Source organism: Mycobacterium sp. 663a-19 (genome assembly GCF_035616495.1).
GTDB lineage: Bacteria > Actinomycetota > Actinomycetes > Mycobacteriales > Mycobacteriaceae > Mycobacterium.
Genome location: NZ_JAPJAV010000008.1, coordinates 119,970 through 145,922, shown reverse-complemented (window position 1 = coordinate 145,922; position 25,953 = coordinate 119,970). Strand labels below are relative to the sequence as shown.

Sequence of the window (25,953 nt, the reverse complement as noted above, 5' to 3'; positions counted from 1 at the left end):
GTGTGCCACCACGAAAGCCGTTGGCAGGCAACGTGCGCCGCGGCGGGCACCGGCTGGCTGGTGTACACCCATCGCCGGGTCCGCCCGGCCGAGCTGCGGCAATGGCGGGCCGGGGGTGCCAATTGTCGCGCGCGCAATTTCTTCGGTTCGTCGGGTGTGAACGGCTCCTGAACGGGGTATCGCCTGAGCCACGGGTGAGTACAGGCAAGTGCGTCAACCCGGCCCTCCGCAGGAAGGAGCACCCCATGGCAACCGCAAGCGATTACGACGCACGCCGCGTGTCCGACGTCGACCCCCAGGATCGGACGGCTCTACGCGAGCTCGCCCCCACCCTGCCGGGCCCGTCCACGACACTCGTGGACGACGACCCCAACGAGGTGCCCTTCTTCGAGCTGCCCGGCGCGGACCTGTCCGGTGAAGAGCTCTCGGTGACCGTGATTCCGCAACGCGCCGACGAGTTCACCTGCTCGAGCTGCTTTTTGGTGCAGCACCGCAGCCGGCTGCGCACCTCGAGTTCGGGCCTGCCGATCTGCGCCGACTGCGCGTGACGCCGCCGCGGGCCGTGGCCGCGCGGGCTTAGACTCGGGGATATGGACGGCACTTTGGCGTTCGACGGCCGATGTGGGGTGTGCACCCGCGCGGTCAACTTACTGGCTCGCTGGAACCGAACGGGCCGGCTGCGCATCGAACCGTGGCAGGACCCGGCGGTGGCCGAGCGGGTCGGTGCCGGCGACCGGTTGACGGAGTCGGCGTGGTGGCTGGACTCGTCCGGCGCGGTCTTCGCCGGCGCGCACGCAATGAACGCGGCCCTTTCCGCCGCGCTCGGCACGCCGCTGCCGTTGTGGATCTACCGAATTCCCGGAGTCGGCGCGCTGCAAGAAGTCATCTATCGCTGGGTGGCGGCACACCGCTATCGCTTCCCCGGCGCGACGCCGCTGTGCGAGGCCGAGCCCGAACGGTGCGGGTAGATCCTTGAGCGCGCGGCGCGCCGCCGCTTGCGCCGAATTGTCGTAGCCACCGATTAGCTTGAGGCCATGGAGAAGCTACTCGGAACGCTCCTGCCGATCGGGCTAGCTCTCCCTTGGTATTTCACGCAAAAGGCCACCGGCAGCGTGGCGGCCGGATTCTGCGCCGGGCTGGGCGGTCTGGTCGTGGCGGTGCTCGTCCTCCTGTGGCTCTCGGCTCGACGGGACCGCTTCCGAGCCGGATTACAGCGAAGGCGCGACCTCAAGCGCGCGGCGTCGGGGATGGTGGACGTCGACCGAATGTCGGGCCTCGAGTTCGAGGAATTCGTTGCGGCACAACTTCGTACCCGGGGCTGGCGGGTCACTCCCACCGCCGGCAGTGGTGACTACGGGGTGGATCTCATCGCCAGAAAGGACGGCACCTGCATGGCGGTCCAATGCAAGAGGCTGGCACGGGCCGTCGGCGTCGCCGCGGTCCAGCAGGTGGTGTCCGGCGCGCGGCATCACGGCTGCAATCAAGCGGTCGTGGTGACAAATCAAACGTTTACCAAGGCGGCCCGCCAGCTGGCCACCACGCATCGCTGCCGGCTCGTCGGGCGGGAGCAGTTGCGCATCTGGGCGGGCGCGGCCGAACGCGCCGAGCGCCGATTGATTCCGGAGCTGGAAGCGTAGGCGGAGGCGTTGGCCGCCTTGCAATGAGTCGGGGTGGCGGGATTTGAACCCACGGCCTCTTCGTCCCGAACGAAGCGCGCTACCAAGCTGCGCCACACCCCGCTTGAAGCCACGACAGCCTATCGCACCGTCGCATCGGCTCGCCAAACCGCGCAGGTCAGTTCCATCGGCAGGAGCGCTCGAATTCGACCAGCGCCGCCGCGGGGCCGGTCGGATCGAGTCCCTGCGCACGGACCCAGTCGTCGCTGAAATACGTGTCGGCATAACGGTCGCCGCTGTCGGCCAGCAGCGTGACCACCGACCCGCTGCGGCCCTCGGCGACCATCTCCGCGAGCACGCCGAAGGCGCCCCACAGGTTGGTGCCCGTCGACGGTCCCACCCGCCGTCCCAGCACGGCGCTGACGTGGCGGGCCGCGGCGATCGACGCCGCGTCGGGCACGGAGACCATGCGATCGACGACGCCGGGCAGAAACGACGGCTCGACGCGCGGCCGGCCGATCCCCTCGATGCGCGACGACGCGGACATCACGATGTCGTACCGGCCCTCGGCGTAGGCGGGAAAGAACGCCGAGTTCTCCGGGTCGACGACGCACAACCGGGTCGCGTGGCGCCGGTAGCGGATGTAGCGGCCGATCGTCGCGCTGGTCCCGCCGGTGCCCGCGCCCACCACGATCCACTCCGGGACGGGATACTCCTCGTCGCGCATCTGCTCGTAGATCGACTCGGCGATGTTGTTGTTGCCACGCCAGTCGGTGGCGCGCTCGGCGTTGGTGAACTGATCCAGGTAGTGCCCGCCGGTCTCGTCGGCGACGCGCTGCGCCTCGGCGTAAACCTCGCCGGAGTTCTGCACGAAATGGCAACGGCCGCCTTGTGATTCGATCAGGGCGACCTTGGCGGAGCTGGTGGCGGCCGGCATCACCGCGACGAACGGCAGGCCCAGCAGCGCCGCGAAGTAGGCCTCCGACACCGCCGTCGAGCCCGACGACGCCTCGACCACCGTGGTGCCCTCGCCGATCCAGCCGTTGCACAGTGCATACAGGAACAGCGAGCGCGCCAACCGGTGCTTGAGGCTGCCGGTGATGTGAGTCGTCTCGTCCTTGAGATACAGGGCGATGTCGACGTCCGCGCTCCATGCCGAGGGCAGCGGGTACCGCAGCAGGTGGGTGTCGGCGCTGCGGCGGGCGTCGGCCTCGATCAGCCGGATCGCGTTGTCCGTCCAGCTGCGTGACTGGCTGCGGACCGCGATCCGGGTCCGTTGGCTCAACGCACCGAGACTGCCGGCTGCGAACGGCCCAGGTCGCTGCTGGAATCCCGGCCGCCCATCGGGGTGGCGATCAGCGTCAGCAGCGTCGCCTCGGGCCTGCAGCAGAACCGCACCGGCGCGTACGGCGAAGTGCCTATCCCGGCCGAGACGTGCAACTGCATGTTGGCGCCCCAGCGCGACGGCCCCTTGGCCCGGGACCGATCCAGCCCGCAGTTGGTCACCACGGCGCCGTAGAACGGCAGGCACACCTGGCCGCCGTGGGTATGTCCGGCCATCACCAGCTGATAGCCGTCGGCGGCGAAACGATCCAGCACGCGCGGCTCGGGGGAATGGGTCAGGCCCAGCCGCAGGTTGGCCACCGGACTGGCCGGGCCCGCGATCGTGTCGTAGCGGTCCCGGTCGATGTGCGGGTCGTCCACCCCGGCCGCGGCGATGTGCAGGCCGGCCACCTCGAACTCACGGCGGGTGTGGGTGAGGTCCAGCCAGCCGCGCTCGGTGAACGCCGCCCGCAGATCCTGCCAGGGCAGCGGCTCACCCCGCACCCGGTGCGACGGGTTGGTCACGTAGTTCAGCGGGTTCTTCAGTCGCGGCCCGAAGTAGTCGTTGCTGCCGAAGACGAAGACGCCCGGACGTGACAGCAGGTCGCCCAGGGTCTGCACCACCGCGGGCACCGCCTTGGGGTGCGCCAGGTTGTCGCCGGTGTTGACCACCAGGTCGGGCTCCCAGCTGGCCAGCTCGCGCAGCCAGGCCTGCTTGCGGCGCTGGTTGGGAAGCATGTGGAGATCGCTGATGTGCAGCACGCGCAGCGGTGTGGAGCCGGGCGACAACACGGGCATGGTGATCTCGCGGAGGACGAACGCGTTGCGCTCGACGATCGCGGCGTAACCGACGCCGGCGACGGTGGATCCGAGCGCGACGGCGCCGGTGCGTGTCAGGGCGCGCAGAACATCAGCCATGCAAGGCAGGATACTGCGGCTCGCGGACCCAGACCGTATCCGCTGCGCGACAAGGTCGACCGAATATCGACTACGGGGGCGGCTGCCCGGGCGGCGCCGGCGGCGGTGGCGCCAGCAACGGGATGGTGATTGGCGGCAGCCCCGGAATCTCGACCACCTGCGATCCCACCGGCGGCGGCGCGCCCTCCGGCGGCGGGGGCGGGGCCGGCGGGATGCCGTTGCTGACCTGGATCGTGATGATCGACCCTGGAATCGTTGCGCCGCTCGGGGTTGTCCCGACGACCTCGCCCTGCTTGGCGCTGCTGTTGACGAAGTTGTTCTGGTCGGCTACCTGGAAGCCCGCCTCCTTGATCCGCTGGCGCGCCGCGTCGATGTCCAACCCGGCGACGCTGGGCACCCGCGACCCGGGTGCCCCGTCGACGTAGCGGGGGTCGGTGGGCGGCAGCTTCACCTCGCCGAAGCTGTCGGCGATCGGCTTCATCGCGGTGAACCAGGTGCGGGCCGGCTCGTTACCGCCGTACAGGTCGCCCTCGCCGCAGTGGCGGAGCGGATTAGAGCACAGGTCCGTCGGCGTGGTCGAGTCATCGTAGATGTAATTTGCAGCCGCGTAATGGCTGGTGAAGCCGACGAAGCCGGACGAGCGGTGGGCCTCGGTGGTGCCGGTCTTGCCGGACATCGGCAGGTTCCAGCCCGCGGCGGCCGCCGAACCGGCGGCCGTGCCACTGCCCACCGCGTCCTTGCTCATCGCGTTGGCCATGGTGTTCGCCAGGCCCTCGGGCACCACCTGATCGCAGGGTTCGGTGGTGACGGCGACCTCGTTGCCGTTGCGGTCGATCAGCTTGTCGATCGGGTTCGGCGGGCACCAGACGCCGCCCGAGGCCAGCGTCGCCGCGACGTTGGACAGCTCCAGGGCGTTCACCTCGATCGGGCCGAGGGTGAACGAGCCGATGTTCTGCCGCTTGACGAAGTCGGCCAGGCTCTCGTTGCTGTCGGGGTTGTAGTCGCGGGCGGTGCCGGGGTCGGCGTAGGAGCGCAGGCCCAGCTTGATCGCCATGTCCACCGTCCGCGTCACCCCGACCTGCTGGATCAGCTTGGCGAACGCGGTGTTGGGGGAGGTGGCGAGCGCGTCGGTCACGTTCATCGAGCCGCGGTAGTTGCCGGCGTTGACCACGCACCAGGTGTCCTTGGGACACCCCTTGGCCCCGCCGCTGCCCATGCCCTTGGCCTGGAATCGGGCCGGCGCCTCGAGCGTGGCGTTGATGCCCATGCCCATGTCCAGCGCGGCGGCCGTCGTGAAGATCTTGAACACCGACCCGGCGCCGTCGCCGACCAGCGAGAACGGCTGGGGCCGCATCGTCTCGCCGGCGTCGAGGTTCAGGCCGTAGGTGCGGTTGCTGGCCATCGCCATCACGTGGTGGGAGGTCTTGCCCGGGGCGATCACGCTCATCACGCTCGAGATGCCCGGCAGCGTCGGGCTGGCGAACTTGTCGATGGCCGCCTTGACCGGGATCTGCACGTCCGGGTTCAGCGTCGTGCGGATCAGGTAGCCGCCCCTGGCGATCTGTTCCTTGCTGATCCCGGCGCGGGACAGATACTCCTGGACGTAGTCGCAGAAGAACGCCCGGTCGCCGGCCGCGATGCAGCCCCGGGGCAGCTCGTTGGGCTGCGGCAATATGCCCAGCGGCTGCGCCTTGGCGGCGCGCAGGGCGTCGGCCTCCTGCGGGATGTTCTCGATCATGGTGTCCAGCACCAGGTTCCGCCGGGCCAGCGCGCCGTCCGGGTTGGTGTACGGGTTCAGCGTGCTGGTGGACTGCACCATGCCCGCCAGCAGCGCCGCCTGCTGCCAGTTCAGGTCCGACGCGTTGATGCCGAAGTAGGTCTGCGCCGCGTCCTGCACGCCGAACGAGTTGTTGCCGAACGAGACGAGGTTGAGGTAACGGGTAAGGATCTCGGGCTTGGTGAACGTCTTGTCCAGCGTGAGGGCCATCCGGATTTCGCGCAGCTTGCGCGCCGGGGTGGTCTCGACCGCGGCGCGCTTTTCGGCGTCGGTTTGGGCGGTCACCAGCAGCTGGTAGTTCTTGATGTACTGCTGCTCGATCGTCGAGCCGCCGCGGGTGTCCACGTCGCCGCGCGCATAGCCGGCCAGCCCGGTCAGCGTGCCCTTCCAGTCCACCCCGTTGTGGTCGGCAAACCGCTTGTCCTCGATCGAGACGATCGCCAGCTTCATGGTGTTGGCGATCTTGTCGCCGGGCACCTCGAAACGGCGCTGCGAGTACAGCCACGCGATCACGTTGCCCTTCGCGTCGACCATTGTCGACACGGCGGGCACCTGACCCTCGAGAAGCTGGGCCGAGCCGTTGGCGACCACCTCGGACGCCCGGTTGGACATCAGCCCGACCCCGCCCGCGAAGGGGAACATCAGCGCGGTCGCGACGACGCCGGCTAACAAACAGCACCCAGCAAGCTTGAGAATCGTGAGTGCCACCGGGGCGCGCTCTGGCATGCGTACTAGGGTAGCGGCCCCTAATCGGCCCTCCTGGCGGGTGATCTTCAACACACTCTGAAGGGGCCTGTGACCAGCGAACTTGATCGCGCTGCCCAGAAAATATTTGCGCTCACGTCAAAGATTGGACGCCCAAAGTGGGTACGCGATGCTACGTGCGGACCTATGATTTCGGACGAGACGGCACGCCCGTCCCAAAAAAGTGTTATCGGACTGTTGCGCAATTGGCACCTGACCACCTAACTTAGACACACGGTGAGCTACAGGTAACACCGAAACTCACAGTGTGGCGTAGATCGCAGCAAGGGGTCTGCACCCGAGGGAGGCGGTCGCGGATTGCGACCGGGAGGAAGGGAAAGCTCGTGTCAGTTTCACGACCGGCCCCGCGTAGGACGAACATTGCGGCCGCACAGGGGGTATTACGCAGCGTCGATGCGGAAGAGCGGATCGCGTGGGTGTCCAAGGCGCTGTGTCGGACGACCGACCCGGACGAACTGTTCGTTCGCGGCGCCGCCCAGCGCAAGGCCGCTGTGATCTGCCGCCACTGCCCGGTGATGCAGGAGTGCGGAGCCGACGCGTTGGACAACAAGGTCGAGTTCGGGGTGTGGGGCGGCATGACCGAGCGTCAGCGCCGGGCGCTGCTCAAGCAACACCCCGAGGTCGTGTCCTGGTCGGACTTCTTCGACAAGCGCAGAAACCGCGGCGTCAGCTGACCCTCGGGCAGCGCATTATAGGCCATTGAGCCCCTCGGGCCGCCACGCGGCGGCCGCGGCCTCGGGCGTGTCGTTCGTCATTACGGTCGTGTTACAGCCTAAATCGGGCCGGGCCACTTACTGATGCGTGTCTAATAGCAACTGGCTTGTGCCCGAGCGAAATTGGGCAGCAACTACTGGCTTGTGTCAAATAAGCGGGGCGAGCCGGCCGGCGCCTATCCGGCGGCCGCGCGACCGTCGCCGGCCGCGGTGATCTGATCGGCGAGCGCGCGCAGCGCCTCCAGGTCCGAGACGTCGAACGGCAGCGACGGGACCCCGATCACCGGCACATGCGGGTTGGCGCCGGTGAACCGGGACAGCAACCGGATCTCGCGCTTGGCGGTCTGGGCCCGGTCGGCATGGATCTGCAGGACGGCCGCGGCCAGCGAGGCGGCCTCGGAGTCCGCCGCCGCCACAAGCGTCTCGTGCCCGTCGATCGCGCGTTCGGCCGGCAGGGCGCAAAGCATCGGGTGGGTGCGGTTCAAGACCAGCCCCGCCAGCGGCATCCCATCCTGGGACAGCCGGTCGACGAAGAAGGACGCCTCCCGCAGCGCGTCGGGCTCGGCCGCGGACACCACGACGAACTGCGTGCCACGCCGCTTCAGCAGCGCATACGTGCGATCCGCCTTCTCGCGGAAACCGCCGAAGGTGGCGTCCAGCGACTGCACGAACGCCGCCGCGTCGGCCAGCATCTGCGAACCGAGCACGGTCGACAACGCCCTCATCGCCAGGCTCATCGCCCCGGTCACCAGCCGCCCGATGCCCCGGCCGGGCGCCAGCAGCAGTCGCCACAACCGGCTGTCCATGAAGCTGCCCAATCGCTTCGGCGCGTCCAAGAAGTCCAGCGCGTTGCGCGACGGCGGGGTGTCGACCACGACCAGATCCCAGCGGTCCTGGCTCAGCAGCTGACCGAGTTTCTCCATCGCCATGTACTCCTGCGTCCCGGCGAGCGACGTGGCGACCGTCTGGTAGAACTGGTTGTCCAGAATCGCCTGTGCCCGATCGGGTCCGGAGTATTGGACCACCATCTCGTCGAACGTGCGGCGCATGTCGAGCATCATCGCGTGCAGCTCACCGCTGACTTCGGGGGCCAACGGAACCCGCTGCGGGGTGTTGCCCAGGTCGTCGACCCCCAACGCCTGCGCCAGCCGCTTGGCCGGGTCGATCGTCAAAACGCATACGGTGCGGCCATATTCGGCCGCACGCAAGGCCATCGCGGCCGCGGTGGTGGTCTTGCCGACGCCACCGGCCCCACAGCACACCACCACCCGGTTGGCGGTATCGGCCAGTATCGCGGCCATGTCAAGGGTTTTCGGCGTGACGCTCATCGGACCCCCTGTTGCGCAAGCGATTCCGAAAGCTCATACAGGCTGCCCAGGTCGACGCCGTCGGAGATCGTCGGCAGCTCCAGCCGGGGCACATGCAGCGCATCGAGCTGTTGCGCGGTCTCGGCCCGCGCCGCGATTCGTGTCGCATGCTGAATGGTTTCGGTCAGCAACCCGGCGAAATCGGCGTCGTCGAGCTGGATTCCGGCCATCTGAAGCCCGGCTCGCACCGAGTCCGCGTCGACATCACCCTCGGCGGCCTTCGCCAGATCGCGAGGCTCGAGGTAGGACGGGATGTTGCGATTGACGATCACGCTGCCGATCGGCAGCTTCATCTCCGCGAGCTCGTCGATGGCCTCCATGGTCTCCTGCACCGGCAGCGCCTCCAGCAGGGTGACCAGGTGGATGGCGGTTAGGTCGGAGTGCAGCAGCTGGACCACGCCCTCGCTCTGCGAGTGCACGGGCCCCCCCTTGGCCAAATCCGACAGCGCCTTGGTGACGTCGAGGAAACGCGCGATGCGTCCGGTGGGTGGCGCGTCGACGACGACGGCGTCATAGACCGGGAGCCGGTTCTGGTCGACGCGGACGACCGCCTCCTTGATCTTGCCGGTGAGCAGCACGTCGCGCAGCCCAGGCGCGATCGTCGTCGCGAACTCGATCGCGCCGATGCGCCGCATCGCGCGGCCCGCGATGCCCAGGTTGTAGAACATGTCGAGGTATTCCAGGAACGCGGCCTCGATGTCGATGGCCAGGGCGTTGACCTGGCCGCCGCGCTCGGCGCTCGCGATCTTGAGCTCCTGATAGGGCAGGGGCGGGACGTCGAAGAGTTGCGCAATCCCTTGGCGCCCTTCGACTTCCACGAGGAGGACCTTTCGGCCCCCGGCCGCTAGGGTCAGCGCCAGCGCAGCCGCGATCGTCGACTTGCCCGTGCCGCCCTTGCCGGTCACGAAATGCAGGCGGACCTTCGACAGGCGCGCGGGCCAGCCGACGGCGGGGCGGCCGCTAGGAGTGGTTGCCACCATCGCATGCTAGCCCGACGGCCGCACGGCGCTCGGGCTGCCCGGAGCCGTCGATGCCCGACCGATAAGCTCGCGTCATGAGCCAACCGACAGCATGGGAGTACGTGACGGTTCCGCTGCTCACGCACGCCACCAAACAGATCCTCGACCAGTGGGGCGCCGACGGCTGGGAGTTGGTGGCGGTGCTGCCGGGGCCCACGGGTGAACAGCACGTCGCGTACCTGAAGCGTCCCAAGTAAGGGGCATTGCGTTCATGAACGCATCGGTTCGGCTGGGCGAGCTCGGCGTCAGGCTTCCCGAAGTGGTGGCGCCGCTGGCCTCCTATGTCCCGGCCGTGCGCACCGGCAACCTGGTCTACACCGCGGGCCAGCTGCCGATGGAGGACGGAAAGCTGGCGCGCGAGGGCAAGGTCGGCGCGGAGATCAGCCCCGACGAGGGCAGGGCGATGGCGCGCATCTGCGCGCTCAACGCGCTGGCGGCTGTGGACTCGCTGGTCGGCATCGACGCGGTCACCCGGGTGGTCAAGGTCGTCGGGTTCGTCGCGTCCGCCCCGGATTTCCACGGGCAGCCCGGCGTGATCAACGGCGCCTCGGAACTGCTCGCCGAGGTGTTCGGCGACAAGGGCGCCCACGCGCGCTCGGCGGTCGGCGTCGCCGAGCTACCGCTGGGTGCGCCGGTGGAGGTCGAGCTGATCGTGGAGGTCGGCTGACGGCCGTGACCGGGGTTGCCGAGTCGCTGAACCATCCCGCATACGGCAGGTTGCGGGCGGTCACCGACACGGCCTCGGTCCTGCTGGCCGACAACCCCGGCCTGCTGACGCTGGACGGCACGAACACCTGGGTGCTGCGCGGACCGCGCAGCGACGAGCTGGTGATCGTCGACCCCGGGCCCGACGACGACGAGCACATCGACCGGATCGCCGCGCTGGGCCGCGTCGCGCTGGTGCTGATCAGCCATCGGCACGGCGACCACACCGACGGCATCGACAAGCTGGTCGAGCGGACCGGGGCGACGGTGCGGTCGGCGGGCAGCGGGTTCCTGCGCGGCCTCGGTGGTGAGCTGACCGACGGCGAGGTGATCGACGCGGCCGGCCTGAAGATCACCGTTATGGCGACGCCCGGCCACACCGCCGATTCGGTGTCGTTCCTGCTCGACGATGCCGTGCTGACGGCGGACACCGTGTTGGGCCGCGGCACCACCGTCATCGACAAGGAGGACGGCAGCCTGGCCGATTATTTGGAGTCACTGCGGCGGCTGCGCGGCCTGGGCCGGCGTGCGGTGTTGCCGGGACACGGGCCGAATCTGGCCGACCTGGAGGCCGTCGCCTACGGCTACCTGATGCACCGCCACGAACGTCTGGAGCAGGTCCGCGCCGCGCTGTGGGACCTGGGCGAGGAAGCCACGACGCGCGAGATCGTCGAGTACGTCTACGTCGACGTCGACGAGAAGCTCTGGGACGCGGCCGAATGGTCCGTCCAGGCGCAACTGGACTATCTGCGGACTCGGTAGCGCGAGCAGACGGAAAAGCCCCTGATTCAGCCCCGATTGGGGTGCTTTTGTGTCTGTTCGGCGAGGAAATTTACCGGGCGCGGCGGGCCAGCCGCTCGGAGTCCGAGATCAGCACGCTCTTGCCCTCCAGCCGGATCCAGCCGCGGTGGGCGAAATCGGCCAGGGCCTTGTTCACCGTTTCCCGCGAGGCGCCGACCAGCTGGGCGATCTCCTCCTGCGTCAGGTCATGCGTGACGCGCATCGCGCCACCCTCCTGGGTGCCGAAACGCTGGGCCAGCTGCAGCAGCTGCTTGGCCACCCGGCCGGGCACGTCGGTGAAGATCAGGTCGGCCAGGTTGTTGTTGGTGCGGCGCAGCCGCCGGGCGAGCACCCGCAATAGCTGCTCGGCGATCTCGGGGCGATCGGCGATCCAGGCCCGCAGCGCGTCGCGGTCCATCGACACCGCGCGCACCTCGGTGATCGTCGTCGCGCTGGAAGTCCGCGGCCCCGGGTCGAAGATCGACAGCTCGCCGAACATGTCCGAGGGGCCCATGATCGTCAGCAGGTTCTCCCGGCCGTCCGGCGAGCGGCGCCCGATCTTGACCTTCCCCGAAACGATGATGTACAGCCGGTCGCCGGGCTCCCCCTCCGCGAAAACCGTGTGTCCACGGGGGAAGTCGACGGGCTGCAGCTGCTTGGTCAGTGCGGTGACTGCGCCGGGCTCAACCCCTTGGAAGATTCCTGCCCTTGCCAGGATCTCGTCCACGTTGCCTCTTCAGCTTTCCAACGATGTGATATGGGCAGGCCAACCGCATGCCCGTGTGACGAGTCTAGAGGTCGGCCCATGTGTCCAACGTGCCAACGCTACACACGATTGATGTGTCTAGTCCCCCCAAATTGCGGATTGACGCGCGAATGGGTCCGTATTTGTGTCGGTATTCGTGTCGGCAGCCGGGCCTCGCCGGCGTTTTGGAGCTCCCTGCCATGGATCGTCTCGGCGCGATGCCGTCCGACGTGCGATGCCGCAGAGGGAGATTGGGCGAGTTGCAGGGCCTGGCGGCGGTGCAGATAGTCCAGCGCCTCCGGCATGCCTTCGCGGGCCAGCGTGTGCACGTCCACGGCCTCCGCGTACTCGAGGAATTCGTCGACGTCCGACGTCGTGACCGTGCGCTGGGCGACCTCGTCCTCCAGCCGCCCCAAACCGAGCGTCACCAGCATCAATAGCCCTGGAACGCAGGCCACCAGCAACCACGACACAAGGAGAGTAAACATGTCCAAGGTCTCAGCGAGATCACGAAATCAGTACTCTGTCGTAGGTGACAGTGGCCAAGCCGTCGGGGCGTTCGAAGTCAACGCAGCCCGCATCCGGCGCCGTCGTCGCCCGCCGCTGGTCTGACGAAACCCGAACGGGGTTGGTGCGACGGGCTCGCCGGATGAATCGCGCACTGGCGCAAGCGTTTCCGAACGCGCACTGCGAACTGGACTTCACGTCCCCGCTGGAGTTGACGGTGGCCACCATCCTCTCGGCGCAAAGCACCGACAAGCGGGTGAACCTGACGACGCCGGCGTTGTTCAAGCGGTACCGCACCGCGCTGGACTATGCGCAGGCCGACCGCGCCGAACTGGAGAACCTCATCCGCCCCACCGGCTTCTTCCGCAACAAGGCGTCGTCGCTGATCGGCCTCGGGCAGGCGTTGGTGGAACGGTTCGACGGCGAGGTGCCCTCGACCCTGGCCGAGCTGGTGACGCTGCCCGGCGTGGGTCGCAAAACCGCCAACGTGATCCTGGGAAACGCGTTCGGCATCCCGGGCATCACCGTCGACACCCACTTCGCGCGGCTGGTCGGCAGGTGGCGCTGGACGACCGAAAAGGACCCGGTCAAGATCGAGCACGCGGTCGGCGAGCTGATCCCGCGCAGCCAGTGGACCATGCTGAGCCATCGGGTGATCTTCCACGGCCGGCGGGTGTGTCACTCCCGCAAACCGGCGTGCGGGGTGTGCATCCTCGCCAAGGACTGCCCCTCCTTCGGCCTCGGCCCCACCGAACCGCTGCTCGCCGCGCCCCTGGTGCAGGGCCCGGAAACCGAGCATCTGCTGGCGCTGGCCGGGCTGTAAAACGGGGCCGGCGCCGGTGACCCGCACCCGTTGGACCATCGCGATCCTGGCGGTGGTGGTGGCGCTGGTGGTGGCGCTGCTGGCCCAGCTGCGCGACGGGTCCCCCACGACCGAATCCGGCGGCCCGCCGGCCGCGAGGGAGCATCGCGACGCCGACACGGCCGCCGCGCTGGCGGGACCCCGGGGCCGCGCCGCCCTGCCGCCCTGTCCCGCCGCGGGCGGCGGCCCGGGCCCGGCGGCGCTGCGCGGCGTGACGGTGGAATGCGCCGCCGACGGCTCGGCCGTCGACGTGGCCCGGGCGCTGGCCGGACGCCGGGTCGTGCTCAACCTGTGGGCGTATTGGTGCGCGCCGTGCGCGGCCGAACTGCCCGCGATGGCCGAATATCAGCGGCGCGCCGGGGCCGGCGTGACGGTGGTGACCGTGCATCAGGACGAGAACGAGACCGCCGCGCTGCTGCGGCTGGCGGAGCTGGGCGTTCGGCTGCCGACCCTGCAGGACGGTCGACGCCGGGTGGCCGCGGCGCTGCGGGTGGTAAATGTGATGCCCGCGACTGTAGTGCTGCGGTCGGACGGTAGCGTTGCGCAGACGCTGCCGCGCGCGTTCGCGAGTGCCGATGAGATCGCGGCTGCGGTCGGAAACGACGCGGGATGAGGGCAAGGAGGCGCCGGTGAATTCTGCGCTTCCGCTGATGCCCGACACCTGCCCATCCTGGTTGCGCCCGCTGGTCGACAACGTCCACGAGATCCCCGAGGCGTACCGGCACCGGCTGCCGGCCGACGTGCTGGCGATGGTGACCGCTGCCAAGGCCGCGTCTTCGGTGGCATCGCTGCACGGCCGCGGCCGCGAGGCCGCTGTCCTGGTGCTGTTCTCCGGCCCGGATTCCGGCCCGCCCGGCGGCGGCGTCCCCGACGACGCCGATCTGCTGCTGACAGTGCGGGCCTCGACGCTGCGGCACCACGCCGGCCAGGCCGCATTCCCCGGTGGCGCAGCGGATCCCACCGACGACGGCCCGGTGGCCACGGCCCTGCGCGAGGCGCGCGAAGAGACCGGGATCGACGTCGGCAGGCTGCATCCGCTGGCCACGTTGGAGCGGACGTTCATCGCGCCGTCGCGGTACCACGTCGTCCCGGTGCTGGCCTACTCGCCGGATCCCGGCCCGGTGTCCGTCGTCGACCACACCGAGACGGCGATCGTGTCGCGGGTTCCGGTGCGCGCCTTCATCAATCCGGAGAACCGGCTGATGGTCTATCGCGGCACCCTCGGCCGCCGGTGGGCCGGCCCGGCGTTTCTGTTGAACCAGATGCTGGTGTGGGGCTTCACTGGCCAGGTGATCTCCGCGGTGCTCGACGTCGCCGGCTGGGCCCGGCCCTGGGACACCACCGACATCCGCGAGCTGGACGAGGCGATGATCCTGGTCGGCGAGGAGGGCGCCTCGCGATGAATTTGAATTCGATGACGCCCTCGCAGTGGCTGGACATCGCGGTGCTGGCGGTCGCCTTCATCGCGGCCATCTCGGGCTGGCGTTCGGGCGCGCTGGGCTCGCTGCTGTCGTTCGTCGGTGTGCTGCTCGGTGCCATCGCGGGCGTGCTGCTCGCGCCGCACATTGTCAGCCACATCGCCGCCCCCCGCGCGAAACTGTTCACCGCGCTGTTCTTGATCCTCGCGCTGGTGGTCGTCGGCGAGGTCGCCGGGGTGGTGCTGGGGCGGGCCGTTCGCGGCGCGATCCGCAGCCGCGCAATCCGATCCGTCGACTCGGTCATCGGGGTGGGGGTGCAGCTCGTGGTGGTGCTGACGGCGGCCTGGCTGCTGGCGACGCCGCTGACCCAGTCCAAGGACCAGCCCGAGCTGGCCGCCGCGGTGCGGGGTTCGCGGGTGCTCGCCAAGGTCAACGAGGTCGCCCCGCCCTGGCTCAAGACGGTGCCAAAGCGGCTCTCGGCGCTGCTGAACACCTCCGGGCTGCCCGCGGTGCTGGAGCCGTTCAGCCGCACCCCGGTGATTCCGGTCGCGTCGCCGGACCCGGCGCTGGCCAACAACCCGGTGGTGCTGGCGACGGCGCCGAGCGTGGTCAAGGTGCGCAGCCTGGCGCCCAGCTGCCAAAAGGTGTTGGAGGGCAGCGGATTCGTGATATCGCCCGATCGGGTGATGACGAACGCACACGTGGTGGCCGGGTCCAGCAGCGTGCAGGTGTACGCGAGCGGTAACCCGCTGGACGCCACCGTGGTGTCCTACGATCCGTCGGTCGACATCGCGATCCTGTCCGTCCCCAACCTGCCGCCGCCACCGCTGGCGTTCGCCGAGACCGAGGCGAAGACCGGCGCCAACGTGGTGGTGATGGGCTATCCCGGCGGCGGCAACTTCACCGCCACCCCGGCCAGGATTCGCGAGAACATCAAACTCAGCGGCCCCGACATCTACCGCGACCCCAAACCGGTCACCCGCGACGTGTACACCATCAGAGCCAATGTGGAGCAAGGGAATTCGGGTGGCCCCCTGATCGACCTCGACGGTCACGTGCTCGGCGTGGTGTTCGGCGCGGCCGTCGACGACCCCGACACCGGCTTTGTCCTGACCGCCGACGAGGTGCGCGGTCAGCTGTCCCGGATCGGCGACACCAGCCAGGTCGGCACCGGCTCCTGCGTCAGCTGACCCGGGGCCCGTGCACCTGCTCGAGAAACCTCATCAGATGCCGGTTGACCTCCTCGGGCGCCTCTTCGTGACTGAAATGCCCTGCGCCGCTTATGGATACGTAGCGTCCCTGCGGCGCGTAGCGCCGGCTGCGGTCGACGGGGTCGGCCAGCACGTACGGATCGGCGTCGCCGCGCAGGTGTAGCAGCGGCATCCCGAGTTGTCGGGCCATCGACCTCATGAATCGCCGGCCCTCGCCGCGCAGCTGGCTGCGCACCGCCCAGCGCTGATACTCCAACGCGCAGTGCGCGGCCCCGGGAATCTGGATGGCCGTCCTCAGATAACCAATGGTTTGCGAGAAGTCTTCGGACGCAACCCATTTGGCGCTGCTGCGGCTGCGGACCAGTCGCTCGATCTCCGCCCCGTCGTCCCGGGTCAGCAGCCGCTCGGGCCAGACGGGCAGCTGGTAGCGCAGCAGGGTCTGCAGCAGCGCGTGGCCCTGGTCGCGGCGCGTCAGGGTGGATCGCCGCAACGCGCCCGGATGCGGCGAGCTGATCAGCGCGATGGCGCGCACCAGCCGCGAGTGCAGCAGGGCGGTGGTCCAGCAGGCCAGGCCGCCGTCGGCGTGACCGACCAGCGTCGCCGACGAATGCCCAAGCGCGCGAATGAGTCCCGCCGTGTCGCCGGCCAGCGTCCAGCCGTCGTAGCCGCGCGGCGGTTTGTCGCTTCCGCCGTAGCCGCGCAGGTCGACCGCGACCACCCGGGCGCCGGACAGGCCGCGCAACTGGTGGCGCCAGGACCACCAGAACGAACCGAAGCCGTGCAGCAGCATCACCAGCGGCCGCGCCGAGGCCGGCGCGGCCATGTCCGAGTTCGCCGGCAGCGCCTCCACGACGTGGAAGCGGATGCCGTTGGCGTGCACGTCCAAATGACGCCACGGCCCGTCGATGCGGGTCACCGACGGATCGGGTGCCGGCATTTACCAGCCCGAGGTATCGGCCGGGCTGCCCTCCGGCCCGGTGAGCTTGGCCGGCGCGGACTTGTCGTGGCCGGGGGTCAGCGCGGTGCGCGTCTCCTTGACCGATTCGATGGTCTCCCGCGGCCCACGGATCCTGCGCACCTTGAGGAAACCGAGCAGGGCCAGCGCCGCGCCGACGACGACCATGATGGCGAACACGATCAGGAAGGCCACCCAGCGCCACAGCCAGTCGTCGAGCAGCTCGGCGAGGAAGAAGAAGAAAAAGAACGTGGAGTAGAACAACACCACCAGCGCGGCGATGAAGTAGACGCTGCCGGTCAATCCCTTCTTGACGTCGCGGGTGATCTCGGCGCGGGCCAGTTCGACCTCCGCGCGCACCAGCGTGGACATCTGCGTTGTGGCGTCCTTGATCAGGTCGCCGATCGACGGCTCGGCGGGCCTGGCGTGCGGGTCGGCCAGCGGAATCGTGGTCAGCGTGCTGGGCACACCGTTCTTGCGATCGTTGCTCACAGACGGTCCTCTCGGTTCGCTGTCGTCGCGGCTTATGTTGCCATGCGCCGCGGTGGCAGACGAGGCCAGCCGACGACGGCGACCGCCCGCCGACCGGGCCGGCTAATTGACGGCGACAGCTATTCGCGCAGCACCGGCGCGGGCCCGGCGATCCACTAGACTTACGCAGCCGACGTTGCGATCGGCTGACGGGAGTTTCGATTGCGGACGGCACGGTGCTTCGTGGCCGCGATGGTGGCCGTTCTGGTGGCCCTGCCGGGTTTGCCTGCCCGGCCCGCGAGCGCCGACGACAGGGTCCCGTTGGGCGGCGGTGCGGGCATCGTGGTCAACGGGGACACGATGTGCACGCTGACCACCATCGGCACCGACGCGGCCGGCGAGCTGATCGGCTTCACCTCCGCGCACTGCGGTGGGCCCGGCGCGGTGGTCGCCGCCGAGGCCGCCGAGGGCCGGGGCACGCTGGGGACGATGGTCTCCGGCAACGACAACCTGGATTACGCGGTGATCAAATTCGATCCGGCCAAGGTGGCGCCGGTGGCCGTGTACAACGGGTTTGCGATCAACGGGATCGGCCCGGACCCGTCCTTCGGCCAGGTCGCGTGCAAACAGGGCCGCACGACGGGAAACTCGTGCGGCGTCACCTGGGGGATGGGCCAGACTCCCGGCACCATCGTGATGCAGGTGTGCGGCCGGCCGGGCGACTCCGGGGCGCCGGTGACCGTCGACAACCTGCTGGTCGGGATGATCCACGGCGCGTTCAGCGACAACCTGCCGACCTGCATCATCAAGTACATCCCGCTGCACACCCCGGCCATCGTGATGTCGTTCAACGCCGTCCTGGCCGACATCAACAACCGGCACCGGCCGGGCGCGGGATTCGTCCCGGTGCCGGCCTGACCTACCGGGCTCTGGTCTATTGGGCCGCCCTGATCGCGTCGAACACGTTGGGGTCGAGCAGCGTCGACGTGTCGCCCAGCTCGCGGTTCTCGGCGACGTCGCGCAGCAGCCGGCGCATAATCTTGCCGCTGCGGGTCTTCGGCAGCTCCGGCACCACATGGATCTCGCGCGGCTTGGCGATCGGCGAGATCTCCTGCGCGACCTGGGCGCGCAGCTCGCCGAGCGTGCCGTGGTGCGCGTCGTCACTGTCGCACAACACCACGAACGCGCAGATCGCCTGGCCGGTGGTGTCGTCGGTGACCCCGACCACCGCCGCCTCGGCCACCCCGGAGTGGCCCACCAGGGCCGACTCCACCTCGGCGGTGGACAGCCGGTGCCCCGACACGTTCATCACGTCGTCGATGCGGCCCACCACCCAGATGGCGCCGTCGCGGTCGAAATAGGCGCTGTCGCCGGCGAAGTACCAGCCCCGCTCGGCGAACCTGGACCAGTAGGTCTCGACGTAGCGTTCCGGATCGCCCCAGATGCCGCGCAGCATGGCGGGCCACGGCTGGTCCAGGACCAGGTAGCCGGTGATGTGTTCCTCCGTGTGGACGACCGGTGTCAAGTCCTGGCCGTGGTCGTCGACGATCTTGGCCGAGATCCCCGGCAGCGGCCTCATCGCCGAACCGGGTTTGGCCGCAGCGATTCCCGGCAGCGGCGAGATCATCGCCGCGCCCGTCTCCGTCTGCCACCAGGTGTCCACGACCGGTATGCGATCGGCGCCGAACACCTCGCGATACCAGCGCCAGGCCTCCGGGTTGATCGGTTCGCCGACCGATCCCAGCAGCCGCAGGCTGGACAGGTCGTGGGCGTCGGGGATCTCACGGCCCCACTTCATGAACGTCCGGATGAGCGTGGGAGCCGTGTAATAGATTGTCACGCCGTACTTTTCGATGATCTGGAAATGCCGGTGCTGGTCCGGGCTGGCGGGGGTGCCCTCGTAGAGAACCTCGGTGACGCCGTTGGACAGCGGACCGTAGACGCCGTAGGTGTGTCCGGTGACCCAGCCGATGTCGGCGGTGCACCAGAACACGTCGCTTTCGGGCTTGACGTCGAAGACGTAGTAGTGCGTGTAGCAGCACTGGGTCAGATACCCGCCGCTGGTGTGCACGATGCCCTTGGGCTGGCCCGTGGTGCCCGAGGTGTACAGCAGGAACAGCGGCTGCTCGGAGTCGAACGGCTCGGCGGTGTGTTCGGGCGACGCGGAGTCGACGACGTCGTGCCACCACACGTCGCGCTCGTCGTTCCAGGGCACGTCAATTCCGGTGCGCCGCACCACCAGAACCTTCTCGACGGGGCTGTCGGGCTGCCCGACGGCCTCGTCGGCCGCGTCCTTGAGCGGCGCGGGCTTGCCGCGGCGGAACTGCCCGTCGCAGGTGATCAGCAGCTTGGCCTGCGCGTCGGAGATCCGGGCTTGCAGCGCCTTGGCGGTGAAACCGCCAAACACCACGCTGTGCATGATGCCCAGGCGCGCGCAGGCCAGCATCGCGATCACGGCCTCGGGGATCATCGGCATGTAGATGGCGACCCGGTCGCCGGCCACCAGGCCCAGCCCGGTCAACGCGTTGGCGGCCTTGCACACCTCGGTCTGCAGGTCGGAGTAGGTCAGGCTGCGGCTGTCGTCGACGGGCTCGCCGACCCAGTGGATGGCGACGCGGTCGCCGTGGCCGGCCTCGACGTGGCGGTCCACGCAGTTGTAGGCGACGTTGAGCTTGCCGCCGACGAACCACTTGGCGAACGGCGCCTCCGACCAGTCCAGCACCTCGGTGAAGGGCGTCGCCCAGGTCAGCCGGTCGGCCTGCTTGGCCCAGAAGGCCAGCCGGTCCCGCTCGGCCTCCCGGTACAGGTCCTCACGGGCGTTGGCCTGTTCGGCGAACTCCGCCGGCGGCGGATAGGAGGAGGGCCCTTCGGTGTGGGTGGCGGTCACTGGCTTGTCTCCTATGATTTCGGCTCGTCAACCGTTGTCGAGCCTAGCCCGGCGAGTTGGACCGGCGCGCTCCGAACCGGCCCCGCCGCGGGCCGGGTGGCGCATAATCACCGGTGTGCCGGGACCTGCAGCCAGCTGCGTGGCCGCTGGCTGCGTGGCCGCCGCGCTGCTGGCGCCACCCGCGTGGGCGGCACCGGAAGAGATATCCGACGAGCCCACGCCCTGCTGGTCAGACCAGGTCGCCGTGAGCGCGTCCCCGACGCAGGGCGCCGTGGGCCACCGCGCGGTGACGCTGCTATTCACCCTCGCCGGCGGCGGGGAGCCGTGCACGCTCACCGGCTACCCCGTCGTCGACTCCGGCACCGGTGGGCCGCCGGTCCACGCCGAGCCCACGCCCCGCGGATACATGGGCGGGTTGCCGGCCGGCGTCGACGTGCCGCCGACCGTCACGCTGTCGCTGTCGCAGCAGGCGCAGGCGATCCTGGAGGGCACCGCCATCGACGCGGGCGGCAACCAATGTCCCACCTACACCGACCTCGCCGTCAGCCCGCCCGGCATCGTCCAGGTGGTCACCGTCCCGGCCACTATCGACGCCTGCGCGCTGCAGGTGCATCCCGTCACCGCGAGTCAATAGCTTGAAAAGCCTTCCCCCGCTTTGACGTATCGGTCGCGGGCGCACTATCGTGTCGTGACCCCTCAGCGTGCGACTGGTCTGCGGGTAGGCACGCGAACGTTCCCGCAGGTCGATGACCAGTGACCAATCCGATTGCAAGGGGATCAGCGCTGTCGAATACCCAGCCCGAACTCGCGTTTCACGCGAGGCGACAGATGCCGCGGTCGACAGGGGTCGCGGTCATGCGTCGACCCGCGATGGCCGCGTTGGTGGCCGCGGTGCTGCTGGTCGCGTCCGTGGCCGGGTGCGGCGGCGGCGTGCTGAGCCCCGATCTGGTAGTGGTGAACGGTGGGGAACCGCCCTACCCGTTAATCCCGACCAGCACCAACGACAGCAACGGCGGCAGGATCATCGACCGGCTCTTCGCCGGCCTGGTGTCCTATGACGCCGCCGGACACCCCTCGAACGAGGTTGCCCAGTCGATCGACACCACCGACAACGTCAACTACCGCATCGTCCTCAAGCCGGGATGGAAGTTCACCGACGGCTCGGCGGTGACGGCCCACTCGTTCGTCGACGCGTGGAACTACGGAGCGCTGAGCACCAATGCTCAACTGCAGCAAAGCTTTTTCAGCCCGATCGACGGGTTCGACGAGGTCTCGGGCATGACCGGCGACAACAAGCCGGCCCCGAAAACGGGGCGCACCACCATGTCCGGGCTGCAAGTGGTCGGTGATCTCGAGTTCACCGTGCGACTGAAGGCGCCGACCATCGACTTCACCCTGCGGCTGGGCCACAGCGCCTTTTATCCGCTGCCCGATGTCGCGTTTCGCGACATGACGGCGTTCGGGCGCAACCCCATCGGCAACGGCCCGTACAAGCTCGCCGACAGCCCGGACGGGCCGGCGTGGGAGCACGACGTCAAGATCGACCTGCGGCCCAACCCCGACTATCACGGCAACCGCAAGCCCCGCAACAAGGGGCTGCGGTTCGACTTCTACGCCAACCTGGATACCGCCTACGCCGACCTGCTGTCGGGCAATCTCGATGTCCTGGACACGATTCCGCCGAGCGCGCTGCCGGTCTACAAGCGCGACCTGGGCAACAACTTCACCAGCGGCCCCGTCGCGGTCAAGCACAGTCTCGACACCCCGCTGCGGTTGCCGCATTTCGGCGGCGAGGAGGGCCGGCTGCGCCGGCTTGCGCTGTCGGCCGCCGTCGACCGTGAGCACATCTGTCAGCAGATCTTCATGGGCACCCGCATTCCGTCGCGCGACTTCACCGCAAGGTCGTTGCCGGGTTTCGACGCGAACCTGCCGGGCAACGACGTGCTGAACTTCGATCCCGTTCGCGCGCGGCAGCTTTGGGCACAGGCCAACGCCATCTCGCAGTGGAGCGGGCAGTACGTCATCGCCTACAACGCCGACGCCGGAAACCAGGAATGGGTGGACGCGGTGGCCAACAGCATCAAGAATGTCCTCGGCATCGACGCGGTCGGCGCGCCGCAGCCCACGTTCGCCGGGTTCCGCACCAAGATCACCAATCACACCATCGGGACCGCGTTCCGCGCCGCCTGGCAGGGCGACTACCCGTCGATGATCGAGTTCCTCGGGCCGCTGTTCGCCACCGGGGCCGGGTCCAACGACGTCGGCTACTCCAACCGCGACTTCGACGCGGCGCTGGCGACCGCCGAGGCCGCGGCCACCCTGCCGCAGTCCAACGCCCTGACCAACGACGCGCAGCGAATCCTGTTCCACGACATGCCAGTTGTCCCACTGTGGGACAACGTCAGCGTGGTCGGCTGGTCGATGGAGGTGAAGAGCGTCGGGGTCACCTGGAACGGCATGCCCGACTACGAGAACATCGTGAAGGGCTGAGATGGGCTGGTACATCGCGCGCCGAATCGGCATCATGGTGCCGGTCTTCATCGGCGCCACGCTGCTGATCTACGGCATGGTCTTCCTGCTGCCCGGCGACCCGGTGGCGGCGATGGCCGGAGACCGCCCGCTGACTCCCGCGGTGGCCGCGGCGCTGCGGGCCCGTTACCACCTCGACGATCCGTTCATTGTGCAGTACCTGCGCTACCTGGGCGGTGTCCTGCACGGCGACCTGGGCCGCTCGTTTTCGGGGCTGCCGGTGAGTGCCGTTCTGGCGCACGCGTTTCCGATCACCGTCAGGCTGGCCCTGATCGCGGTGGCGGTGGAGGCGGTGCTGGGGATCGGGTTCGGCGTCATCGCCGGCCTGCGCCAGGGCGGGATCTTCGACGCCTCGGTGCTGCTCGCCGGGCTGGTGATCGTGGCGATCCCCATATTCGTTCTGGGCTTCCTGGCGCAGTTCGTGTTCGGCGTCCGGCTGGGCATCGCGCCCGTGACGGTGGGCGAACGGGCCACCTTCGCGCGGCTGCTACTGCCCGGGATCGTGCTGGGCTCGGTGTCGTTCGCGTATGTGGTGCGCCTGACCCGGTCCGCGGTGGCCGCCAACGCGCACGCCGACTACGTGCGCACCGCCACCGCCAAGGGGCTGTCGCGACCGCGGGTGGTGACGGTGCACATCCTGCGCAACTCGCTGATCCCGGTGGTGACCTTTCTCGGCGCCGACCTGGGCTCGCTGATGGGCGGGGCCGTCGTGACCGAGGGCATCTTCAACATCCACGGCGTCGGCGGCGTGCTGTTCCAGGCCGTCACCCGGCAGGAGGCGCCGACGGTGGTGTCCATCGTCACGGTGCTGGTGCTGGTCTATCTGATAACCAACCTGGTGGTGGACTTGCTGTACGCCGCCCTCGACCCCCGGATCCGTTATGGCTGAACATATTCCAGTCCACCACGGCTTCTGGCGCGACACGTGGCGCAAGCTGCGCCGGCGCCCGAAGTTCGTCGTCGCGGCCACGCTGATCGTGTTCATCGTCGTCGTCGCGGCATTCCCCGAGTGGTTCACCGGAATCGATCCCACCTATGCCGATCCCAGCCGGAGCCTGTTGCCGCCGTCGGGCGCGCACTGGTTCGGCACCGACCTGCAGGGCCACGACATCTACGCGCGCACGGTTTACGGGGCGCGGGCTTCGGTGATGGTGGGGCTGGGGGCGACCCTGCTGGTGTTCCTCGTCGGCGGCGCGCTGGGCGCGCTGGCCGGCTTCTACGGCGGCTGGATCGACGCGGTGGTGTCCCGGGTCAGCGACATCTTCTTCGGGTTGCCCCTGCTGCTGGCCGCCATCGTGCTGATGGGCGTCCTGCACCACCGCCGGGTGTGGACGGTGATCGTCATCCTGGCCGTGTTCGGCTGGCCGCAGGTGGCCAGGATCGCCCGCAGCGCGGTGCTGCAGGCGCGCGCCAGCGACTACGTTCTCGCGGCGAAAGCCCTGGGGCTCAGCGATTTCCAGATCCTGGTTCGGCACGCGCTGCCCAACGCGTTGGGTCCCGTCTTCGCGGTGGCCACCCTGGCCTTCGGCGTGTTCATCGTCACCGAGGCCTCGCTGTCCTACCTCGGCGTCGGCTTGCCGACCTCGGTGATCTCCTGGGGCGGCGACATCAACCTGGCGCAGAGCCGGCTGCGGTCGGGCTCGCCGATACTGTTCTATCCCGCCGGCGCACTGGCGATTACGGTGCTGGCCTTCATGATGATGGGCGACGCGCTGCGCGACGCCCTGGATCCGGCCTCGCGGGCGGTGCGCGCATGAGCGGCACCGAGCGATCGCCGCTGTTGACGGTCGAGGGCCTGGCGGTCACGTTCGGCGACCATCCCGTCGTCTGCGGCGTCGACCTGACGGTGCAGCGCGGGCAGACCGTCGCGGTGGTGGGCGAATCGGGGTCGGGGAAGTCCACCACGGCCGCCGCCGTCCTCGGCCTGCTGCCGCCCGGTGGGCGAATCACGGCCGGGCGCATCGTGTTCGACGGGCACGACATCACCGCCGCCGATCGCCGCGCGCTCCGCTCGCTGCGCGGGCGCGCAATCGGATACGTGCCCCAGGACCCGATGACCAACCTCAACCCGGTGTGGAAGGTGGGCTTCCAGATCCGGGAGGCGTTGCGCGCCAACGCGAACGGACGCGGTGCGCGGCGGCGCGCGATGGAGCTGCTCGCCGAGGCGGGGATGCCGGACCCGGCAAAGCAGGCCGGCCGCTACCCGCACCAGCTCTCCGGCGGCATGTGTCAGCGCGCGCTGATCGCCATCGGTTTGGCGGGCCGGCCGCAGCTGCTCATCGCCGACGAGCCGACCTCGGCCCTGGACGTGACCGTGCAGCGGCAGGTGCTCGACCATCTGCAGCGGCTGACCGACGAGCTGGGCACCGCGCTGCTGCTGATCACCCACGACCTGGCGATGGCCGCCGAACGCGCCGAGACCGTCGTCGTCGTCCATCGCGGCGCGGTGGTGGAATCCGGTGCCGCACAGTCGATCCTGCGCGAGCCGCGGCACGAGTACACCCGGCGGCTGGTGGCCGCGGCCCCGTCGCTCGCCGCCCGCGGCCCCCGAAGCCCGCGACCGCAGCACCCGGACGGAGACGACATCCTGGTCGCGTCCGAGCTGACCAAGGTCTACCGGGAGTCGCGCGGCGCACCCTGGCGGTGGGCCGAATTCCGCGCCGTCGACGCCGTGTCGTTCCGGCTGCGCCGGGCCAGCACCCTGGCGATCGTCGGCGAGTCGGGCTCGGGGAAATCGACGGTGGCGCGCATGGCGCTCGGCCTGCTGCAACCCACGTCGGGCTCGGTGGTTTTCGACGGCACACCGATCGACGCCACCCTGGACCGCGACGAGGCGATGGCCTTTCGCCGGCGGGTGCAGCCGGTGTTCCAGAACCCCTACAGCAGCCTCGATCCCATGTATTCGGTGTTTCGCACCATCGAGGAGCCGCTGCGGATCCACCGGGTGGGCGACCGCGGCCAGCGGCGGCGGGCGGTCCGCGAGCTCATCGACCACGTGGCCCTGCCGTCGTCGGTGCTGGGGCGGCTGCCCCGCGAGCTGTCCGGCGGGCAGCGGCAACGCGTCGCGATCGCGCGGGCGCTGGCGCTGCGGCCCGAGGTACTGGTGTGCGACGAGGCGGTGTCGGCGCTCGACGTCCTGGTGCAGGCTCAGATACTCGAGCTGCTGGCCGACCTGCAGGCCGAGCTGGGCCTGGCCTACCTGTTCATCAGCCACGACCTGGCCGTGATCCGCCAGATCGCCGACGACGTGCTGGTGATGAAGGCGGGCCGGGTGGTGGAAATGGCCCCGACCGAGCAGCTGTTCACCCGGCCCGGTCACGACTACACCCGCCAGTTGCTGGACGCCATCCCCCGCGCGCCGGCGCCGCCCCGATAGGTTGGCAAC

27 protein-coding genes and 1 tRNA gene are annotated in these 25,953 nt (G+C 69.2%); 17 read left to right on the top strand and 11 right to left on the bottom strand.

Translation table 11 applies throughout. The features are described 5' to 3' along the window. Window positions 1–245: 245 nt before the first annotated feature. The 3 genes from OQ968_RS15945 to OQ968_RS15935 all read left to right on the top strand — a co-directional run bounded on the left by OQ968_RS15945 (window position 246) and on the right by OQ968_RS15935 (window position 1,637). Entirely contained in the window at window positions 246–548 is a 303-nt protein-coding gene (locus OQ968_RS15945; protein WP_324679518.1) for a DUF4193 domain-containing protein, read from the top strand. Between the two features lie 42 nt (window positions 549–590). Continuing rightward, window positions 591–968: a DUF393 domain-containing protein gene (locus tag OQ968_RS15940; RefSeq protein WP_324679516.1), complete on the top strand. Its 378-nt coding sequence runs from the start codon at window positions 591–593 to the stop codon at window positions 966–968. 66 nt (window positions 969–1,034) lie between these two features. Next, entirely contained in the window at window positions 1,035–1,637 is a 603-nt protein-coding gene (locus OQ968_RS15935) for a restriction endonuclease (RefSeq protein WP_324679514.1), read from the top strand. Window positions 1,638–1,665: 28 nt separating this feature from the next. On the opposite strand, the gene OQ968_RS15930 is transcribed toward OQ968_RS15935, so the two are convergent. The 4 genes from OQ968_RS15930 to ponA2 form a co-directional block, all read right to left on the bottom strand. Further along, window positions 1,666–1,739: transfer RNA gene (locus tag OQ968_RS15930), tRNA-Pro, on the bottom strand. A 55-nt stretch (window positions 1,740–1,794) separates the two neighbouring features. After that, entirely contained in the window at window positions 1,795–2,901 is a 1,107-nt protein-coding gene (locus OQ968_RS15925) for a PLP-dependent cysteine synthase family protein (protein ID WP_324679512.1), read from the bottom strand. Then, window positions 2,898–3,857, bottom strand: a complete 960-nt coding sequence (locus OQ968_RS15920) for a metallophosphoesterase (protein ID WP_324679510.1) — start codon at window positions 3,855–3,857, stop codon at window positions 2,898–2,900. The genes OQ968_RS15925 and OQ968_RS15920 overlap by 4 nt, the downstream gene beginning before the upstream one ends. A 70-nt stretch (window positions 3,858–3,927) precedes the next feature. After that, window positions 3,928–6,360 carry a transglycosylase/D,D-transpeptidase PonA2 gene (gene ponA2 / locus OQ968_RS15915; protein WP_324679508.1) on the bottom strand — a complete coding sequence of 811 codons (2,433 nt, stop codon included), beginning with the start codon at window positions 6,358–6,360 and terminating at the stop codon, window positions 3,928–3,930. A 362-nt stretch (window positions 6,361–6,722) separates the two neighbouring features. Between ponA2 and OQ968_RS15910 the strand changes: the two genes are divergently transcribed. Next, window positions 6,723–7,073, top strand: a complete 351-nt coding sequence (locus OQ968_RS15910; RefSeq protein ID WP_324679506.1) for a WhiB family transcriptional regulator — start codon at window positions 6,723–6,725, stop codon at window positions 7,071–7,073. Between the two features lie 215 nt (window positions 7,074–7,288). Here the strand turns inward: OQ968_RS15910 and OQ968_RS15905 are convergent, their stop codons facing one another. Together OQ968_RS15905 and OQ968_RS15900 are read right to left on the bottom strand one after the other, a co-directional pair. Then, the gene (locus tag OQ968_RS15905; protein ID WP_324679505.1) at window positions 7,289–8,440 is read right to left on the bottom strand and encodes an ArsA family ATPase; all 1,152 of its coding nucleotides are present in this window, start codon (window positions 8,438–8,440) and stop codon (window positions 7,289–7,291) included. Then, complete coding sequence (locus OQ968_RS15900) at window positions 8,437–9,459, bottom strand: ArsA family ATPase (RefSeq protein ID WP_324679503.1); 1,023 nt, start codon at window positions 9,457–9,459, stop codon at window positions 8,437–8,439. The genes OQ968_RS15905 and OQ968_RS15900 overlap by 4 nt, the downstream gene beginning before the upstream one ends. Window positions 9,460–9,533: 74 nt before the next feature. Here OQ968_RS15900 and OQ968_RS15895 point away from each other — a divergent pair, with 74 nt between their 5' ends. Genes OQ968_RS15895 through OQ968_RS15885 form a run of 3 tightly spaced genes read left to right on the top strand, consistent with a single transcriptional unit; the run spans window position 9,534 to window position 10,965 of the window. Next, the gene (locus tag OQ968_RS15895; protein WP_142272602.1) at window positions 9,534–9,695 is read left to right on the top strand and encodes a DUF4177 domain-containing protein; all 162 of its coding nucleotides are present in this window, start codon (window positions 9,534–9,536) and stop codon (window positions 9,693–9,695) included. 14 nt (window positions 9,696–9,709) lie between these two features. Further along, complete coding sequence (locus OQ968_RS15890) at window positions 9,710–10,165, top strand: RidA family protein (RefSeq protein WP_324679500.1); 456 nt, start codon at window positions 9,710–9,712, stop codon at window positions 10,163–10,165. A gap of 5 nt (window positions 10,166–10,170) precedes the next feature. After that, window positions 10,171–10,965: an MBL fold metallo-hydrolase gene (locus OQ968_RS15885; protein WP_324679498.1), complete on the top strand. Its 795-nt coding sequence runs from the start codon at window positions 10,171–10,173 to the stop codon at window positions 10,963–10,965. A 70-nt stretch (window positions 10,966–11,035) separates the two neighbouring features. Here the strand turns inward: OQ968_RS15885 and crp are convergent, their stop codons facing one another. Further along, a complete protein-coding gene (gene crp, locus OQ968_RS15880; RefSeq protein ID WP_036465140.1) occupies window positions 11,036–11,710 on the bottom strand; it encodes a cAMP-activated global transcriptional regulator CRP in 675 nt (224 codons plus the stop codon). A gap of 98 nt (window positions 11,711–11,808) precedes the next feature. Continuing rightward, on the bottom strand, window positions 11,809–12,216 hold the full coding sequence (locus tag OQ968_RS15875; protein WP_324679488.1) for a hypothetical protein: 408 nt from the start codon (window positions 12,214–12,216) through the stop codon (window positions 11,809–11,811). A 161-nt stretch (window positions 12,217–12,377) separates the two neighbouring features. On the opposite strand from OQ968_RS15875, the gene nth reads away from it, so the two are divergent. The 4 genes from nth to marP are packed head-to-tail and all read left to right on the top strand — an operon-like array spanning window position 12,378 to window position 15,705. Then, complete coding sequence (gene nth, locus OQ968_RS15870; RefSeq protein WP_324679486.1) at window positions 12,378–13,058, top strand: endonuclease III; 681 nt, start codon at window positions 12,378–12,380, stop codon at window positions 13,056–13,058. Between the two features lie 16 nt (window positions 13,059–13,074). Beyond that, a complete protein-coding gene (locus OQ968_RS15865) occupies window positions 13,075–13,710 on the top strand; it encodes a TlpA disulfide reductase family protein (protein WP_324679484.1) in 636 nt (211 codons plus the stop codon). A gap of 37 nt (window positions 13,711–13,747) precedes the next feature. Beyond that, window positions 13,748–14,500, top strand: coding sequence for a CoA pyrophosphatase (locus OQ968_RS15860; RefSeq protein ID WP_324679775.1), 753 nt, complete (start codon window positions 13,748–13,750; stop codon window positions 14,498–14,500). An 11-nt stretch (window positions 14,501–14,511) separates the two neighbouring features. Next, window positions 14,512–15,705, top strand: a complete 1,194-nt coding sequence (marP, locus tag OQ968_RS15855; protein WP_324679773.1) for an acid resistance serine protease MarP — start codon at window positions 14,512–14,514, stop codon at window positions 15,703–15,705. On the opposite strand, the gene OQ968_RS15850 is transcribed toward marP, so the two are convergent. Continuing rightward, complete coding sequence (locus tag OQ968_RS15850; RefSeq protein WP_324679483.1) at window positions 15,698–16,663, bottom strand: alpha/beta hydrolase; 966 nt, start codon at window positions 16,661–16,663, stop codon at window positions 15,698–15,700. The genes marP and OQ968_RS15850 overlap by 8 nt on opposite strands. After that, the gene (locus OQ968_RS15845; RefSeq protein WP_324679481.1) at window positions 16,664–17,173 is read right to left on the bottom strand and encodes a phage holin family protein; all 510 of its coding nucleotides are present in this window, start codon (window positions 17,171–17,173) and stop codon (window positions 16,664–16,666) included. It abuts the gene before it with no gap. Between the two features lie 201 nt (window positions 17,174–17,374). Here OQ968_RS15845 and OQ968_RS15840 point away from each other — a divergent pair, with 201 nt between their 5' ends. Beyond that, window positions 17,375–18,070, top strand: coding sequence for a serine protease (locus OQ968_RS15840; RefSeq protein ID WP_324679479.1), 696 nt, complete (start codon window positions 17,375–17,377; stop codon window positions 18,068–18,070). A 16-nt stretch (window positions 18,071–18,086) separates the two neighbouring features. Here OQ968_RS15840 and acs read toward each other — a convergent pair whose 3' ends face one another. Next, a complete protein-coding gene (gene acs / locus OQ968_RS15835) occupies window positions 18,087–20,039 on the bottom strand; it encodes an acetate--CoA ligase (protein WP_324679477.1) in 1,953 nt (650 codons plus the stop codon). Window positions 20,040–20,205: 166 nt separating this feature from the next. Here acs and OQ968_RS15830 point away from each other — a divergent pair, with 166 nt between their 5' ends. The 5 genes from OQ968_RS15830 to OQ968_RS15810 all read left to right on the top strand — a co-directional run bounded on the left by OQ968_RS15830 (window position 20,206) and on the right by OQ968_RS15810 (window position 25,944). Next, the gene (locus OQ968_RS15830) at window positions 20,206–20,673 is read left to right on the top strand and encodes a DUF4232 domain-containing protein (protein WP_324679771.1); all 468 of its coding nucleotides are present in this window, start codon (window positions 20,206–20,208) and stop codon (window positions 20,671–20,673) included. Window positions 20,674–20,894: 221 nt separating this feature from the next. Continuing rightward, the gene (locus OQ968_RS15825) at window positions 20,895–22,529 is read left to right on the top strand and encodes an ABC transporter substrate-binding protein (RefSeq protein WP_324679475.1); all 1,635 of its coding nucleotides are present in this window, start codon (window positions 20,895–20,897) and stop codon (window positions 22,527–22,529) included. A gap of 1 nt (window position 22,530) precedes the next feature. Further along, window positions 22,531–23,457, top strand: a complete 927-nt coding sequence (locus OQ968_RS15820; protein ID WP_324679473.1) for an ABC transporter permease — start codon at window positions 22,531–22,533, stop codon at window positions 23,455–23,457. Then, on the top strand, window positions 23,450–24,325 hold the full coding sequence (locus OQ968_RS15815; protein WP_324679471.1) for an ABC transporter permease: 876 nt from the start codon (window positions 23,450–23,452) through the stop codon (window positions 24,323–24,325). The genes OQ968_RS15820 and OQ968_RS15815 overlap by 8 nt, the downstream gene beginning before the upstream one ends. After that, window positions 24,322–25,944: an ABC transporter ATP-binding protein gene (locus tag OQ968_RS15810; protein WP_324679469.1), complete on the top strand. Its 1,623-nt coding sequence runs from the start codon at window positions 24,322–24,324 to the stop codon at window positions 25,942–25,944. The genes OQ968_RS15815 and OQ968_RS15810 overlap by 4 nt, the downstream gene beginning before the upstream one ends. Window positions 25,945–25,953 lie beyond the last annotated feature (9 nt).

Coding starts and splice junctions, on each gene's coding strand:
- OQ968_RS15945 (WP_324679518.1), top strand. CDS start 246: ATGGCAACCGCAAGCGATTACGACGCACGCCGCGTGTCCGACGTCGAC.
- OQ968_RS15850 (WP_324679483.1), bottom strand. CDS start 16,663: ATGCCGGCACCCGATCCGTCGGTGACCCGCATCGACGGGCCGTGGCGT.
- marP (WP_324679773.1), top strand. CDS start 14,512: ATGACGCCCTCGCAGTGGCTGGACATCGCGGTGCTGGCGGTCGCCTTC.
- OQ968_RS15935 (WP_324679514.1), top strand. CDS start 1,035: ATGGAGAAGCTACTCGGAACGCTCCTGCCGATCGGGCTAGCTCTCCCT.
- OQ968_RS15860 (WP_324679775.1), top strand. CDS start 13,748: ATGCCCGACACCTGCCCATCCTGGTTGCGCCCGCTGGTCGACAACGTC.
- OQ968_RS15825 (WP_324679475.1), top strand. CDS start 20,895: ATGCGTCGACCCGCGATGGCCGCGTTGGTGGCCGCGGTGCTGCTGGTC.
- nth (WP_324679486.1), top strand. CDS start 12,378: ATGAATCGCGCACTGGCGCAAGCGTTTCCGAACGCGCACTGCGAACTG.
- OQ968_RS15810 (WP_324679469.1), top strand. CDS start 24,322: ATGAGCGGCACCGAGCGATCGCCGCTGTTGACGGTCGAGGGCCTGGCG.
- OQ968_RS15920 (WP_324679510.1), bottom strand. CDS start 3,857: ATGGCTGATGTTCTGCGCGCCCTGACACGCACCGGCGCCGTCGCGCTC.
- OQ968_RS15905 (WP_324679505.1), bottom strand. CDS start 8,440: ATGAGCGTCACGCCGAAAACCCTTGACATGGCCGCGATACTGGCCGAT.
- OQ968_RS15900 (WP_324679503.1), bottom strand. CDS start 9,459: ATGGTGGCAACCACTCCTAGCGGCCGCCCCGCCGTCGGCTGGCCCGCG.
- OQ968_RS15940 (WP_324679516.1), top strand. CDS start 591: ATGGACGGCACTTTGGCGTTCGACGGCCGATGTGGGGTGTGCACCCGC.
- OQ968_RS15820 (WP_324679473.1), top strand. CDS start 22,531: ATGGGCTGGTACATCGCGCGCCGAATCGGCATCATGGTGCCGGTCTTC.
- OQ968_RS15875 (WP_324679488.1), bottom strand. CDS start 12,216: ATGTTTACTCTCCTTGTGTCGTGGTTGCTGGTGGCCTGCGTTCCAGGG.
- OQ968_RS15890 (WP_324679500.1), top strand. CDS start 9,710: ATGAACGCATCGGTTCGGCTGGGCGAGCTCGGCGTCAGGCTTCCCGAA.
- OQ968_RS15815 (WP_324679471.1), top strand. CDS start 23,450: ATGGCTGAACATATTCCAGTCCACCACGGCTTCTGGCGCGACACGTGG.
- OQ968_RS15895 (WP_142272602.1), top strand. CDS start 9,534: ATGAGCCAACCGACAGCATGGGAGTACGTGACGGTTCCGCTGCTCACG.
- ponA2 (WP_324679508.1), bottom strand. CDS start 6,360: ATGCCAGAGCGCGCCCCGGTGGCACTCACGATTCTCAAGCTTGCTGGG.